This is a genomic window from Mammaliicoccus sp. FSL K6-3158 (genome assembly GCF_038005105.1).
Classification (GTDB): Bacteria; Bacillota; Bacilli; order Staphylococcales; family Staphylococcaceae; genus Mammaliicoccus; species Mammaliicoccus sciuri.
Window position 1 is genome coordinate 801,748 of record NZ_JBBOSL010000001.1, and the last position, 14,398, is coordinate 816,145.

Below are 14,398 nucleotides of genomic sequence, written 5' to 3' on the forward strand. Positions count from 1 at the left end.
ACGCTCGCTATAAAGCAAGCGTCTTTTTTTGTCTTTCGAATTAATTGCAATTAATTAATAATATAATATTATTCGATTGTTGTAAAAATATTAACTGGAGGTTATAATAAATCAAAAAATGGTAAATTATAGTAATTGGAGGCGGTTGATATGTTAAAGTACTTAAAATTAATCATTTATAAATGGCAATTTATCATTTCTTTTCTTCTATTATGTTCAATATCCATTATTCATTTGTGGAATGTCAAAATAGAGCATGGAGAATATCAACTACTAGAGTATACACCTTACACAGAAAATATCATGATTAATGGTGACTCATTATTATCTATTTTATATGTAGGGATTATGCCATTACTCATTTCAATTGGCGTTAGTACGTTATTTTATAAATTAAATTTAAAATCAAAGTTCAAGACATTAATTTATTCGAGTTTCGTATCGTTTATTATGGTAACTTTACCGCTTTTAATAAACTTTTTAGGAATGTTTATGATTTTACCGAATATAAAACCTGATATTGTATTTAAACAATTCGGGGGCATTTTTTCAGATAACCCAATGATCATTTCTTTGTATTATGATTATCCAACAATATTTATATTATCATTAATTGTGTTTGTAGGTTTATGGGGCATAGTAACAAACGTATTCTCAATATCATTACTATTATATTTTGGGGAGAAGGTTATTGTTAAGTTCATACCTTTCATTCTTCAAACACTATTTTATGCGATTACTGAATTCATGATAGTCGATATAATTGTATCGCCTATACATTTCTTATTAATATCATATGGTATATATAATTCACAATTTTTACCGAGTTTATTCTGTATATCGATTTATCTTGTATTGATTGCATACATATATAGATTAAGCAGCGAAGAAAAAGTCATCAAAGTAGGTGAATAATTATGAAAAAAACACTCATCATTACCGTTTTAGTCGTTCTAATTATCAGTATTGGTTCAATAGGCTATCGTCAATATGTAAAGGCAAATGAAACATTTACTGACTATGCATTAACAAAAGAGAAAATCCAATTAAACCATGATCATGAAATAAGTGTAGGAAAGTTAAAAATCAGTAATTTAGATGCGAATACTGTTAGTAATGAGTTAACAATTAATATGGATATGACCATTTTGAAAAATAAGGGATCAAAATATGAATTTGAAAAAAACTTAGATGGAGCTTTCAATTTATTTGTTGATGATTTATATGATACAAGTAGCGGAAAATATGAATTGAAAAATAGTAAATATAAAACAACTAGTGAGACTTATGATAAATATGAAGCTCATTTAAGTTTTAGCACTAAACTTGATAATATTAAAGGTAAACATAAATTGGAACTCGTTTACCTCGACCGTAATGGTCATAAGTTGAAGAAATTATATTTACCGATTCGTGTTGACGGTGGGAAGATTGTTTGATACATTATTAGTAACTACTAAGGTAGTTACTACATCCCAACGTAGTAAAATCATTTATCCCAAATAATAACCCTTAAGAGAAAAAGGTTTTTCTCTTAAGGGTTATTTCGTCTTCTATATCTTCTTCAAATTTACTAATATATTTATTGACTAAGACGTCATGCCAAATGTAGTCTTTCATCATTTTTATTTGTGTGTGGTCATAACTGATATAAGCACGCATATTTGATTCTGCTGTTTGTCCGTAAATCATGTGTTCATCATCTACGATTACGACAAATGGTTTAAGTGCTAATGAACTTTTGACGTAGTTTGTATAACGATGATTGATGAGATCATAGCCGGGTTGGTCGACTTGGAATGTGATTCCTTGAATATGGATATCTTCTGAGACATGGTTTGTTAAGATGTCATATAAGTCTGGCCATATTGAAACGGTTATTTGTCTTTTAGCTTGTTTAATAGCAGATGTTACGGTATTGATGATTGTTGATTCATTTGTTAAGACTTCTATTTGAATAGGTGCAGTGTCTGTTACGATATTTAATTTATTGATTTCTTGTTCAAGTTGAAGGAGTTCTTCATTTTGCTTTTTTTCAAATAGTTGAATGGTTTGTTTTGGTGATAGGGCATAGTAGTATTTCTTTTGGTCTTGTAAATTGAAATAGGCAAGTCCTTGTTCATCAAGTTTATTGAGCGCTTCATAAATTTTTGAACGTGGTACGCTTGATATTTCACTTAGTTTATAAGCTGTTATGCCTGGATTTTGAACAAGGGCGATATAAGCCTTAGAGCCATATTCACTTAATCCAAAGCGTTTTAAAATGTCTATCATTTGATTCATATTGTCACCTTCTAGTTTGATGTTACGTTAACCCCGAATAACGGAAGTATATCATATGCTTGATATTCAGAAACTGTTGCACCTTTTAAGTCGTTAGGTTGTACAACAAGTTGTTCAATTGTATTGGACGATAAATCAATGTCTTTTAAGGATGTTTCAACAACTTCAAGAGATTCTAATGCACATCTTTCAATTGCGACAGATTTTTGTGTACAGAATGAAAGGTATGTTTCTGACATTTGATTATCGTTAAATAACACGTGATCTAAGTTACAATTTTGAAATTGACTCATTTTTAACTGACAATTAGAAAATTGTACATGCTTAAGTTTAACATCTGTAAAGTTAGCACCGATCATACGACAATCTTTGAAGTGTATTCTATTAAGAGAGGCTTCGCTAAATATACAGTTTGAAAGATCGCATCCTTTAAATATAATATCTAATCCGTGAATTTTAGTGAAATCAACAGATTCAAATGTACATTGATTGAAATACATTGTATCGATTTGACTTGTTTCTTCATCTAACTGAATCAATGCTTTATCAAAGTATAAGTCATACGAAGATTGATAGAGTGTTACATCATTTTCTTCCTCATATTCAAATTGATTGCGTAGTTTAGGTTCTATAATTTTCATATTAATGCTCCTTAATGTTTAACAATATATTGAACCGAGCGCCCCTGAAAATTCACCGTTTTCAATGAAGTATGGTTTTAGACCTCTTAAAATCGTGTAATCAACGACGATGTTTTTGAGTAGTTCATTTTTATCAAATGAAGATCCAATAAACACAACGTTTTCTGTATTGTACTGTCTTGCGGCATGAATGGATACAGTTGTGACTGTTTCTCCCACAATGCCCATTACAGCTGCTAAGCGATCAGCATTTGGAAATGCATCATTCATATGTTGTAATACATGTCCAAAGTTAGCAGCAGTTAATTCTCCAGAAATAGGGGTGTTATCACCTTTATAAATATGTTTAACTTTTAAATCTATTTTATCTCGATCCCCATTTAAAGCTGTTTGAACAAGTTCATCATAATCACTAATTTGAGTCAGTAAATAACTTAAACCTTGTATCATACCACCACCAGCTCCTGTACCACCTGCACGTTCTTGATGCTCAGTAGTAGCGTAATGAATAGAAGTACCTGTACCGACATTCGAGAATATATATGTTTGAAGATCTATATTGTTTTCTTTTAAAAATATTTGAATTCCTTTATAAGTCGCATCAAATTCAATACTACGTTTTGCTTGATGTTTAATGCATGAGTCTAAGTATTGTGCTTTACCACCTGTAATCGATACTTGAACATCATCTAATTGATTTAACCAATCTGCAACTTGATCAATGTCAGTTGCTAACCATTTTTGATACGTTCTTTCATTATTTAATTCAGTTACGACTTTAATTAAAGTACCACCTGCATCAATACCAATTTTCACACGAACACCTCATCTAGAAAAGTAAATAATTATCGTTATTATACTATAAAAAATTGTATATGATAAATTAATGGTTTTTAGAAATATATTGCAAAAATTGTATAATTACATGATAAGATGATACCAAGTATAAATGAGGGAGGTTATATTTTGATTAGCATATACGAAATAAAGCCGAAATTTCAGCAACTATTAATGCCTATCGTTGACTGGATGAGAAAAATCGGAATGACACCAAATCAAGTTACAATATTAGCATTAGTGTTATCTATCCTAACGGGAATTATTTTAAGTATATTTCATGAAAACAAATGGATTTATATTTTAATGCCTATCGTGATGTTTGTAAGAATGGCTTTAAATGCAATTGATGGTGTAATGGCAAAAAAATATCAAATGAAATCTCATTTAGGGTTCTTGTTGAATGAATTAGGGGATGTTATAAGTGATTTATTTCTATTTATACCATTCGTGTTTATTGCTGAAGATTATGGAATAGGTATTATGTTGTTTATCAGTTTATCAATCATTAGTGAAATGGCTGGTGTAACTGTTCGAGTGATAGGTAGTTCAAGAAGATATGACGGTCCGATGGGTAAAAGTGACCGAGCATTTATTGTAGGTTTCATCAGTTTCTTGATTTTTGTTCATTTAAATATTATACCTTATTTACATTTTGTGTTTTATATTTGTTCAATACTCATGTTAATCAATATTTATAATCGAATAACAAATGGGTTGAAGGAGGTTAAATCATGAACTTAGGGAAGATATCTTCAGAAATGCTGATTGTTATGATTGGGGTATTTATCGTACTCGTATTATCCAGTTTGATTAGTATTTATTTAACGAAACGATATCCTGAAAAAGACTTCACTGAAATTAGATTAAGAATTAAATCATGGTGGAGTATGTGTATTATCTTTACAATCGCCTTAGTCATTCACTCTACTATGTCATTGATTTTTCTTGGCTTACTTTGTTTTTTAGCTTTGAAAGAGTACTTTTCTCTAATACCTACGAATCGTAGTCATAGAGCTGTATTATTCTGGGCGTACTTATCTATACCGATTCAATTTACATTTATCTATTTTGGGTTTTATGGCATGTTTATTATTTTTATACCGGTATATATGTTCTTATTTATACCGATACAAGCTATATTGATAGGTGAAACAAAAGGGTTTTTACAATCAATGGGATCTGTACAATGGGGCATGATGTTGATGGTGTTTAGTTTAAGTCATTTAGCATATTTAATTGTCTTACCTGGCGAAAAAAGTTCAGTACCCGGTGCGAGCCTCGTTTTATTTTTAGTTATATTAACGCAAGCAAATGATGTTTTTCAATTTCTGTTTGGTAAAGCATTTGGTAAACACAAAATTGTACCTAAAGTGAGTCCGAACAAGACTTGGGAAGGTTTTGTTGGAGGGATTATTTCAACGACAATTCTATCGTTATGTTTAGCACCATTATTAACGCCATTCACATTATTAGGCATGATTGTAGCAGGTTTATATATTAGTATTATGGGATTTGTGGGAGATGTGAATATTTCAGCTTTAAAAAGAGATTTAAATATTAAAGATACTTCTCAAACAATACCAGGTCATGGCGGTATTTTGGATAGAGTAGATTCTTTAACGTACACAGCACCACTCTTCTTCCACTTTGTAAGGTTCTTTTACTTTTAAGGGGTGAACCGATATGTTAAGACTCATTATATTTACATGTATCATTAAGCCAATTATTTTAATTGTTTTAGGATTAAATATACGTAGACGAGAATGGTTACCTAAAAAAGGTCCTATTGTGATTATTGCCAATCATAATTCACATTTAGATACACTTGTACTACTTTCATTGTTTCAAGGAGAAGGGTTTAAGAAAGCACGACCTGTAGCAGCAGGTGATTATTTTCTAAAAAACAAAATATTAAAATGGTTTTCCATGAATATTATGAGAATCATACCAATAGAGCGAAAAATGACGAGAGATATTAAAGGATTATTTGAACCAATTGTTGATGCTTTAGATGAAGGAAGTATTATTATCTTGTATCCAGAGGGAAGTAGGGGAGAACCTGAAAAGTTATCAAAGTATAAATCGGGCATTTATTATTTAATGAGAGAACGACCAAACATTCCTATACAACCTTTGTTTCTACATGGTTTAGGAAAATCATTACCAAAAGGCTCAAAACTATTTGTACCATTCTTTGTTGATATTTTTGTAGGGCGTCCATTTTTATTTAATGAGAATAGAAAAGCATTTATGGATGAGCTTAATGAACGAATGAATGAACTCAGAAATGAAGGTGATTTTAAAGAATGGTAATCATATTTATATGGGCTTTTCTTGAAGCAATTGTTTTCTTTATTATCCCTGATGTTGCTTTAACTTATTATGCAATCATGCAAAAAAGTAAATTTAAATTATTATGTGCAAATCTGATTGCTATTATAGGTGCAGTTCTAGGTGGAATTATCGTTTACATTATTTCAATTCAACATTTGAACTTTGTTGAAATGATCATGATTAACATTCCTGGTATTCATCCATATATGATAAAACATGTGATACATTCATTAGAATATAAAGGTGTACTCGGATTAATAGAAGCACCTTTATTTGGTATTCCATATAAACTTTATGCAATGATGAGCTATCATGAAGGTATATCATTTATTATATTTATAATCGTAAGTTTCATTGCAAGACTCTTGAGATTTATATTAACGAGCTATCTAGCATATGTACTCAGTCATATTGTGTTTAAAAACGTTAATCGATATATAAAAATATTACTATGGTTGATCGTATGGATAATCGTCTATTGGGTATATTTTTCGATTCATTCGTTTTAAATTATGAAGTTACGACAATCAAAAAGGCACCATTCATTAATTTAAACAATGAATGGTGCCTTTTTTAATTATTTTACTTCTTCTTCACGTTCTTCTAATGACTTAGAGAAATCTGTGTCATCATCTATATAAGTCATTACTGTTGCGACTATCGCTAGGATATCGATAATATTTCTGAATGGTTTTTTATAAGTTTCACCAAATACAGGTTCCATTGCTGTAGATATTAAACCGTCTCTTCTTTTTCTAAACTGGAAGTAAGCTACTATAAGCCCTGCCATTGCAAAGATAGACCATTGTGAAATGCCCCAATGGAAAAATGTATAACCCATTGCAAGTCGAGCTGATTCTAATGTAGAGCCATCTACTTCATTTGGAAGTGGTGATTTTAAGTAATGTGTCATTGGTTCAGCTACACCCCAGAATACAATCCCGACACCGAGACCAGCAGACAATAACATGCCGACCCATGATATAAATGAGAATTCTGGTTCTTCGTCGTCTCTACCGAGTTTAAATCGACCAAACCTTGTTATGGCTAACCCAATTAAAAAAATATCTAAAACGAATACGATGATTAAGAATAACCATCCTGTACTGTTAGATATAAATGTATATAATATATTAGCATATTTACCAAAACCATTTGGAAAAATTCCAGCAATTAAAGTCACTAATAACATAATAGACATTGATACCCAAAATACTAATGTTGTCTTATTATTATGCCTGTCTGTATTTTCTTTTGACTGTTTCATTAATATCCCCCTTTAAATTATGCAGTCTTATTTCTATTATCCTCATCAAAATCAAACTAACATGTGGATTATAATTACGTTTCCTAAGGTTCTTAATTGCGCATTGAATGTAAAATTCGTTATGATATATATAAACAAACGGAGGGATATCAATCATGAAAGCTAAATCATTCGGTGAAATCGTCATTAAACCATTTGAAGAACATATGAGAACGGCACTATATGATTTTGAATTAAATGAACGACAACAAATTTATTCTTCATTACCTAAAGAAGTGTTGGATGGTGCTATCGAAGATCCTGATAGAAGACCTAATGTCGTTGTAAATGAACAAGACGACATAGTTGGTTTCTTTGTATTGCATAAGTATTATCAACACGAAGGTTATGATACACCGCATAATGTTGTTTATATACGTTCATTATCAATCAATGAAAAGTATCAAGGAAATGGGTATGGCACGACTATAATGATGAATTTACCTGAGTATGTTCAACATGTGTTCCCTGATTTTGATCATTTATATTTAGTAGTAGATGCTGAAAATGAGGCAGCATGGAATTTATATGAAAGAGCTGGCTTTATGCATACAGCTACAAAAGAAGAAGGACCATTAGGTAAAGAACGATTATATTATTTAGATTTAGATTCAAAATATGTATCTTCATTGAAACTTGTATTAAATGAAGATGATTTAGATAATGAATTTGTCGATATACATTTAATGAAAGATAATCAAAAAGTAGGTATCATCGTATTAGAAGATAAAGATCACTATTTTGATATTCGTAGTATAGAAGTTGAAGAAGACGAAAGAAAAGAAGGTATCGCAGAGAGTGCTTTAAGACAGTTAAGTACTTTTGTTAGAAGAAGGTTTGAAGATAAGAAAGAAATACACATCACTTTATTCGGTTCAAACAATAAATTGAAACCGTTATGTGAGAAAGCACGATTTGTAGAAATACAAAAATCAGAGGACTATATTAAACTCATGAAATATATTAAGTATTAACTAACATTTGCTAAAAATCATCTTGTCAATTATAATCGTAAACTGTTATGATTATAAATATTAATGTGCGACAATAGTTCGATTGTTGAAAGGAAGAGTAAAGCATGAAATTAAAAGATTTCACAAAAGAAATGGTAGATGAGCATTCATTTATCGAAATGGCTTATATTTTATTAACAGAGAACGGTAAAGAAACAAACTTATATGATATGATAGACGAATTCAAAAGCTTAGGTAATTATACTGATTCAGAAATTGAGAATCGTATTTTACAATTTTATACGGACTTAAATACTGATGGACGCTTCTTAAGTGTGGGTGAGAATATTTGGGGACTTCGTGACTGGTATTCAGTTGACGATATCGAAGAAAAAATTGCACCAACAATTCAAAAATTCAATGTTCTAGATGAAGACGATGAAGCTGATTCAGAAATTTCATTATTAGGGGAAGAAGACAAAACTAAAGAACTTGATATTACAATTGATCAAGATGATGAAGAAGGTTTAAATGATCCTGAAGACCCTGAAGATGAAGAAGTAGAAGATGAATTAGATGAAGCTGGTCTTGTTGTAGATGAAGAAGACGAAGATGAGGAAGACGAAGAAGACGAATTTTAATTGACTTTTCTTTAAAAGATGGTAATATTTTATTTGGGCTCCTTTAAATAGGACAATCGTATAAATATAGCGCTCCCTCCTTACATTTTTAACAATGTAAGTGGGAGCGTTTTTTATTTTTTAAAAAATAAATGGAGGTACAAACATGACAAAGTTCATATTCGTAACAGGTGGCGTAGTATCGTCTCTTGGTAAAGGTATTACAGCAGCATCACTAGGGAGATTACTTAAAAATAGAGGATTAAATGTAACGATTCAAAAGTTTGACCCATACTTAAATGTTGATCCAGGTACAATGAGTCCATATCAACATGGTGAAGTTTTTGTAACTGAAGATGGAGCAGAAACAGACTTAGATTTAGGACATTATGAAAGATTTATTGATATTAATCTTAATAAATATTCAAATGTAACAGCAGGTAAAGTTTATTCTCACGTACTTAAAAAAGAAAGACGTGGCGATTTCTTAGGTGGTACAGTCCAAGTTATCCCGCATATTACAAATGAAATTAAATCAAGATTATTAATGGCTGGCGAAAGTACAAATGCTGATGTTGTGATTACTGAAATTGGTGGTACAACAGGTGATATTGAATCTTTACCATTTATAGAAGCAATTAGACAAATCAAGAGTGATCTTGGTCGTGAAAATGTTATGTACATCCATTGTACGTTACTTCCATATATTAAAGCTGCTGGTGAAATGAAGACAAAACCAACACAACATAGTGTAAAAGAGTTAAGAGGTTTAGGTATTCAACCAGATTTAATTGTGGTACGTACTGAGTATGAAATGACTCAAGATTTAAGAGATAAAATTGCATTATTCTGTGACATTAACAAACGTGCAGTCATTGAATGTAGAGATGCTGATACGTTATATCAAATTCCATTAGCATTAAAAGAACAACATATGGATGATATCGTCATTGAAAGATTAGACTTAGAAGCTGCACCAGAAGCGGAATTAACAGAGTGGAACCAATTATTAGACACTGTTCGTAATTTAGAAGGATCAGTGAAAATTGGTTTAGTAGGTAAATATGTTAGCTTACAAGATGCATACTTATCAGTTGCAGAAGCATTAAAACATGCTGGTTATGATTTTAAATCAGACGTTGAAATTAAATGGATTGACTCTGAAAAATTAAATGAAACAAACTATCAAAAAGAACTTGCAGATGTAGATGGTATTTTAGTACCAGGCGGATTTGGAGATAGAGGTGTAGAAGGTAAGATATTAGCAATTCAATATGCACGTGAAAATAACGTACCATACTTAGGTATTTGTTTAGGTATGCAATTAGCAACAGTAGAATTTGCTAGAAACGTAGTTGGATTAAACGATGCACATTCAGCTGAATTAGATCCAAACACACCATACCCAATTATCGATTTATTACCAGAACAAAAAGACATCGAAGATTTAGGCGGAACATTAAGATTAGGCGTTTACCCATGTAAAATTGAAGAAGGTACAATTGCACATAAAGTCTATGGTGAATTAGAAGTAGACGAAAGACACCGTCACCGTTATGAATTTAATAATGAATATCGCGAAAGATTAGAAGAAAAAGGTATGAAATTCTCAGGAACAAGCCCAGATGGTAGATTAGTAGAAATCGTAGAATTAGAAAATCACCCATGGTTTGTAGCATGTCAATTCCATCCAGAATTCTTATCTAGACCAACACGTCCACAAAAATTATTCAGAGGATTTGTAGAAGCAAGTATTCAAAATAAATAATATATATAGCGCCCTTTATCCTAATACTTTTTCAAGTATTTAAGATAGAGGGCGCTTTTTTGTGGGATTATATAATTGAAGATTATAGTATGCTGCGTTGTGAACACTTTTGGGTAAACTTGTTCGTAACGGGTGCGGTAATTACAAAACTCATATGAATTGTAACTAAAACCTCCATTATCCACCAACTCATAAAACTCAACCCCATTATCTACTATTACTAGATTTCTTCATTTAAATCTTGTGTAATCTCATGCATTTCAGCAAACATGATATAATATATATAATTTAAAGCCATAAGATGTGGGGTAATAATTTTACTGTAATCAGCGGTTGGAACGATTGCTCTTGGTGTTGATAAGTCAATATAATGCATAAGTGCTTCATGTGTTTTATTGTCTTTATCTTTATTAGCTATTACGACAAAATCTATATCGTATTCGTTTAATTTTGTAATCCATTCGTTGAGTTCTTCAGTAAAGGAAGCTCCGGCTAATAATACACGGTCAGTAGAGTCGATCTTTTTGATTTCATCTAAAGTATTGAGTGTTTCTGAATGTGGTAAGCTTTCGTTACTGTCAGTCATAAATGCTTGAAAATGATTGATTTCGTCGAAAGTTTTAATGCGTATTTTGCCTTCACCGTTTGCTGCTTGCATAAGCAGTTGGGACGCAATTTCAATTTCTTCAATTTGGGCATCTATTTTACTAAATATGCCGTTTAATTGTGTATTAAATATTTTAAGCAATTTGTATTCTCCTTATTAATGTCATTAAATTTATTTTATAGAAAAAGTGGGGTATCTTCAATGGATGTACTTATTATAGATGATGAAAAGAATATTAGACAATTATTAAAAGAAATTATGGAATTAAATCATTTTAATGTAGATACTGCTAAAAATGGAGCGGATGGCATTGAATTATTTCATAAAAATACTTATAAACTGATTTTTATAGATAAAAGAATGCCTGGAATTTCTGGTGAAGAAGTGTTTGCCGAAATTAGAAAATCTGATAAAAATATTCCGGTTTATATCATTTCAGCATTTCAATCATCTACCGAGTTAGAAGTTTTAAAAAAAGGAAATATTACAGGCGTGCTAATGAAGCCGTTTACAATTGAAGAAGTTATGAAAATTGTAAGAAAACATTTAGGATAGGGCTTTCAAAAGGTGCATATGTTCACAAAGTTTGATATAATAATTTTGTAAATAATTCGTGCCTTGCACATTAGGAGGAAACTCAATGCCTTTAGTTTCAATGAAAGAAATGTTAATTAAAGCAAAAGAAAATGGTTATGCTGTTGGTCAATACAACATCAATAACTTAGAATTTACACAAGCTATTCTTCAAGCTTCACAAGAAGAAAATGCTCCTGTTATCCTTGGTGTATCTGAAGGAGCTGGACGTTATATCGGTGGTTTCAAAACTGTCGTTAAAATCGTTGAAGGTTTAATTGAAGATTACAACATTACGATTCCAGTTGCTATTCACCTTGACCACGGTTCAAGTTTCGAAAAATGTAAAGAAGCTATCGATGCTGGATTCACTTCAGTAATGATCGATGCATCTCACCACCCATTCGAAGAAAACATCGAAATTACTTCTAAAGTAGTTGAATATGCTCATGCTAACGGTGTTTCTGTTGAAGCTGAATTAGGAACTGTTGGTGGACAAGAAGATGACGTAGTTGCAGAAGGCGTTATCTATGCTGATCCTAAAGAATGTCAAGAATTAGTTGAAAGAACTGGTATTGATACTTTAGCTCCTGCATTAGGTTCAGTACACGGACCTTACAAAGGTGAACCAAACTTAGGTTTCAAAGAAATGGAAGAAATCGGTGCTTCAACTGGTTTACCATTAGTATTACACGGTGGTACTGGTATCCCAACTCACGATATCAAAAAAGCTATCACTTTCGGTACAGCTAAAATCAACGTTAACACTGAAAACCAAATCGCATCTGCTAAAGCAGTTCGTGAAGTGTTAAATAACGACAGCGAAGTTTACGATCCACGTAAATACTTAGGACCTGCTCGTGAAGCAATTAAAGCAACAGTTAAAGGTAAAATCCAAGAATTTGGTACTTCTAACCAAGCTTAATTTTAATTAAATTCAAACTACTACAAGCATCGTGCTTGTAGTAGTTTTTTCTGTTTTTAAAGAAAAATTGAATATTTATTCAATACGTTTACTCAATTTATTTTAATTTCAAAAATTTAAAATTTGATACTTCTTTCGTAGTAAATTATGTCATTTCTATTTACTTTTTATGTTTTTGCGTTTATCTTATTGAATAGTATATAATGGAAATAATTATCTATTCATGTTGAGAGAGTATGCATTCTCTAAGACGATGAAGTAAAGGAGTAAACATATGTCTCAAGAAGTTATAAAAATAAATGGTGGCAAAAAATTAAATGGTAAAGTGCAAATAAGTGGTGCTAAAAATAGTGCAGTTGCACTTATTCCAGCAAGTTTAATGGCGAATGATGTTGTGACATTAGATGGACTACCAGATATTTCAGATGTCAAAACTTTAATGAGCCTACTTGGTGATTTAAATATAAAAACAGAATTAAATGGTGATCAGCTTGTCGTTGATTCAAGCGATGCAGTGAATCTCCCTTTACCTAACAATAAAGTACAATCTTTAAGAGCATCTTATTATATGATGGGTGCTATGCTTGGACGTTTTAAAAAATGTGTAATTGGTTTACCTGGTGGTTGTCCTTTAGGCCCTAGACCAATTGACCAACATATTAAAGGTTTTGAAGCACTAGGTGCAAAAGTAACAAATGAACAAGGTGCGATGTATTTAATAGCAGAAGAATTAGTTGGTGCTAAAATATTTATGGATGTTGTTAGCGTTGGTGCAACGATCAATATTATGTTAGCAGCTTCTTTAGCAAAAGGTAAAACAGTAATTGAAAACGCAGCGAAAGAACCGGAAATTGTTGATGTTGCGACATTATTAAATAATATGGGCGCTAAAATTAGAGGTGCAGGCACAGATACATTGAAAATTGAAGGTGTAGAATCCTTGCATGGTACGAAACATACAATTATTCCTGATAGAATAGAAGCAGGTACATACATGTGTGCAGCAGCAGCCATGGGTGAAGAAGTGTACATCGAAAATATCATTCCTTTACATTTAGAACCATTAATCGCTAAATTAAGAGAGATGGGTACTGAAATCGATTTAGGTGAAGATTCGGTCTTAATTAAAGGTAAAGATGAATATAAACCAGTTGATATACAAACTGCTGTTTATCCTGGATTTGCGACAGATTTACAACAACCGTTCACACCTTTATTATTAAAAGCAAATGGTCAAAGTAAAATAACAGAAACAATTTATCCTGCAAGATTTAAACATGTTGATGAATTGATTAGAATGGGTGCTAATGTGAATTTAGAAAACGGCACAGCTATTTATTACCCATCTAAATTGACAGGCGCAAGTGTAGCAGCAAGTGATTTAAGAGCAGGTGCATCTTTATTAATTGCTGGTTTAATCTCTGAAGGTGTTACAACTGTTTATAATGTGAAGCATATTCATAGAGGATATAGCGGTATTGTTGAAAAATTAAAAGCACTCGGTGCTGATATTTGGACTGAAACCGTATAACAAGTATAAAATATATA

General features: G+C 31.4%; 16 protein-coding genes and 1 pseudogene. 12 read left to right on the forward strand and 5 right to left on the reverse strand.

Features of this window, described 5'->3' with window-relative positions; genetic code table 11:
* Window positions 1–150 precede the first annotated feature (150 nt).
* Together MHH94_RS03850 and MHH94_RS03855 are read left to right on the forward strand one after the other, a co-directional pair.
* Window positions 151–915 (forward strand): hypothetical protein, encoded by a 765-nt coding sequence (locus MHH94_RS03850; protein ID WP_058591109.1) that lies wholly within the window; start codon window positions 151–153, stop codon window positions 913–915.
* Between the two features lie 2 nt (window positions 916–917).
* Window positions 918–1,439, forward strand: coding sequence for a hypothetical protein (locus MHH94_RS03855; RefSeq protein ID WP_058591108.1), 522 nt, complete (start codon window positions 918–920; stop codon window positions 1,437–1,439).
* 73 nt (window positions 1,440–1,512) lie between these two features.
* Here the strand turns inward: MHH94_RS03855 and MHH94_RS03860 are convergent, their stop codons facing one another.
* The 3 genes from MHH94_RS03860 to coaW are packed head-to-tail and all read right to left on the reverse strand — an operon-like array spanning window position 1,513 to window position 3,740.
* Complete coding sequence (locus tag MHH94_RS03860) at window positions 1,513–2,283, reverse strand: TrmB family transcriptional regulator (RefSeq protein ID WP_058591107.1); 771 nt, start codon at window positions 2,281–2,283, stop codon at window positions 1,513–1,515.
* Window positions 2,284–2,294: 11 nt separating this feature from the next.
* Complete coding sequence (locus tag MHH94_RS03865; protein WP_153653898.1) at window positions 2,295–2,924, reverse strand: pentapeptide repeat-containing protein; 630 nt, start codon at window positions 2,922–2,924, stop codon at window positions 2,295–2,297.
* An 18-nt stretch (window positions 2,925–2,942) separates the two neighbouring features.
* Window positions 2,943–3,740, reverse strand: a complete 798-nt coding sequence (coaW, locus tag MHH94_RS03870; RefSeq protein ID WP_119650014.1) for a type II pantothenate kinase — start codon at window positions 3,738–3,740, stop codon at window positions 2,943–2,945.
* Window positions 3,741–3,890: 150 nt separating this feature from the next.
* On the opposite strand from coaW, the gene MHH94_RS03875 reads away from it, so the two are divergent.
* Genes MHH94_RS03875 through MHH94_RS03890 form a run of 4 tightly spaced genes read left to right on the forward strand, consistent with a single transcriptional unit; the run spans window position 3,891 to window position 6,607 of the window.
* A complete protein-coding gene (locus MHH94_RS03875) occupies window positions 3,891–4,499 on the forward strand; it encodes a CDP-alcohol phosphatidyltransferase family protein (protein ID WP_216644477.1) in 609 nt (202 codons plus the stop codon).
* Window positions 4,496–5,434, forward strand: coding sequence for a phosphatidate cytidylyltransferase (locus tag MHH94_RS03880; RefSeq protein WP_075578115.1), 939 nt, complete (start codon window positions 4,496–4,498; stop codon window positions 5,432–5,434). Before MHH94_RS03875 ends, MHH94_RS03880 begins: the two co-directional genes overlap by 4 nt.
* Before the next feature lie 13 nt (window positions 5,435–5,447).
* Window positions 5,448–6,077: a lysophospholipid acyltransferase family protein gene (locus MHH94_RS03885; protein ID WP_058591103.1), complete on the forward strand. Its 630-nt coding sequence runs from the start codon at window positions 5,448–5,450 to the stop codon at window positions 6,075–6,077.
* The gene (locus MHH94_RS03890) at window positions 6,071–6,607 is read left to right on the forward strand and encodes a hypothetical protein (protein ID WP_078354905.1); all 537 of its coding nucleotides are present in this window, start codon (window positions 6,071–6,073) and stop codon (window positions 6,605–6,607) included. The genes MHH94_RS03885 and MHH94_RS03890 overlap by 7 nt, the downstream gene beginning before the upstream one ends.
* Window positions 6,608–6,741: 134 nt before the next feature.
* Here the strand turns inward: MHH94_RS03890 and MHH94_RS03895 are convergent.
* Window positions 6,742–7,365, reverse strand: a pseudogene (locus MHH94_RS03895) (BCCT family transporter); the annotation flags it as partial.
* A gap of 152 nt (window positions 7,366–7,517) precedes the next feature.
* Between MHH94_RS03895 and MHH94_RS03900 the strand changes: the two are divergent.
* From MHH94_RS03900 to MHH94_RS03910, 3 genes are all read left to right on the forward strand, one after another.
* A complete protein-coding gene (locus tag MHH94_RS03900; protein ID WP_167388713.1) occupies window positions 7,518–8,378 on the forward strand; it encodes a GNAT family N-acetyltransferase in 861 nt (286 codons plus the stop codon).
* A 104-nt stretch (window positions 8,379–8,482) separates the two neighbouring features.
* Window positions 8,483–8,998 (forward strand): DNA-directed RNA polymerase subunit delta, encoded by a 516-nt coding sequence (gene rpoE / locus MHH94_RS03905; RefSeq protein WP_048540943.1) that lies wholly within the window; start codon window positions 8,483–8,485, stop codon window positions 8,996–8,998.
* Between the two features lie 145 nt (window positions 8,999–9,143).
* Complete coding sequence (locus MHH94_RS03910; protein ID WP_025904459.1) at window positions 9,144–10,745, forward strand: CTP synthase; 1,602 nt, start codon at window positions 9,144–9,146, stop codon at window positions 10,743–10,745.
* A gap of 220 nt (window positions 10,746–10,965) precedes the next feature.
* Here the strand turns inward: MHH94_RS03910 and MHH94_RS03915 are convergent, their stop codons facing one another.
* Entirely contained in the window at window positions 10,966–11,493 is a 528-nt protein-coding gene (locus MHH94_RS03915; RefSeq protein WP_058591101.1) for a DUF2529 family protein, read from the reverse strand.
* A 60-nt stretch (window positions 11,494–11,553) separates the two neighbouring features.
* Between MHH94_RS03915 and MHH94_RS03920 the strand changes: the two genes are divergently transcribed.
* The 3 genes from MHH94_RS03920 (at window position 11,554) to MHH94_RS03930 (ending at window position 14,381) form a co-directional block, all read left to right on the forward strand.
* On the forward strand, window positions 11,554–11,907 hold the full coding sequence (locus MHH94_RS03920; RefSeq protein ID WP_078354904.1) for a response regulator: 354 nt from the start codon (window positions 11,554–11,556) through the stop codon (window positions 11,905–11,907).
* Window positions 11,908–11,992: 85 nt separating this feature from the next.
* A complete protein-coding gene (fdaB, locus tag MHH94_RS03925; RefSeq protein ID WP_025904462.1) occupies window positions 11,993–12,850 on the forward strand; it encodes a class IIb fructose-bisphosphate aldolase FdaB in 858 nt (285 codons plus the stop codon).
* Window positions 12,851–13,124: 274 nt separating this feature from the next.
* A complete protein-coding gene (locus MHH94_RS03930) occupies window positions 13,125–14,381 on the forward strand; it encodes a UDP-N-acetylglucosamine 1-carboxyvinyltransferase (protein ID WP_048540934.1) in 1,257 nt (418 codons plus the stop codon).
* The last annotated feature ends 17 nt before the right edge of the window (window positions 14,382–14,398 follow it).

Bases quoted from the DNA above. Each gene is read 5' to 3' on its own strand.
- MHH94_RS03855 (WP_058591108.1), top strand. From the start codon at position 918: ATGAAAAAAACACTCATCATTACCGTTTTAGTCGTTCTAATTATCAGT.
- fdaB (WP_025904462.1), top strand. From the start codon at position 11,993: ATGCCTTTAGTTTCAATGAAAGAAATGTTAATTAAAGCAAAAGAAAAT.
- MHH94_RS03865 (WP_153653898.1), bottom strand. From the start codon at position 2,924: ATGAAAATTATAGAACCTAAACTACGCAATCAATTTGAATATGAGGAA.
- MHH94_RS03880 (WP_075578115.1), top strand. From the start codon at position 4,496: ATGAACTTAGGGAAGATATCTTCAGAAATGCTGATTGTTATGATTGGG.
- MHH94_RS03860 (WP_058591107.1), bottom strand. From the start codon at position 2,283: ATGAATCAAATGATAGACATTTTAAAACGCTTTGGATTAAGTGAATAT.
- MHH94_RS03890 (WP_078354905.1), top strand. From the start codon at position 6,071: ATGGTAATCATATTTATATGGGCTTTTCTTGAAGCAATTGTTTTCTTT.
- rpoE (WP_048540943.1), top strand. From the start codon at position 8,483: ATGAAATTAAAAGATTTCACAAAAGAAATGGTAGATGAGCATTCATTT.
- MHH94_RS03885 (WP_058591103.1), top strand. From the start codon at position 5,448: ATGTTAAGACTCATTATATTTACATGTATCATTAAGCCAATTATTTTA.
- MHH94_RS03850 (WP_058591109.1), top strand. From the start codon at position 151: ATGTTAAAGTACTTAAAATTAATCATTTATAAATGGCAATTTATCATT.
- MHH94_RS03930 (WP_048540934.1), top strand. From the start codon at position 13,125: ATGTCTCAAGAAGTTATAAAAATAAATGGTGGCAAAAAATTAAATGGT.
- MHH94_RS03920 (WP_078354904.1), top strand. From the start codon at position 11,554: ATGGATGTACTTATTATAGATGATGAAAAGAATATTAGACAATTATTA.
- MHH94_RS03910 (WP_025904459.1), top strand. From the start codon at position 9,144: ATGACAAAGTTCATATTCGTAACAGGTGGCGTAGTATCGTCTCTTGGT.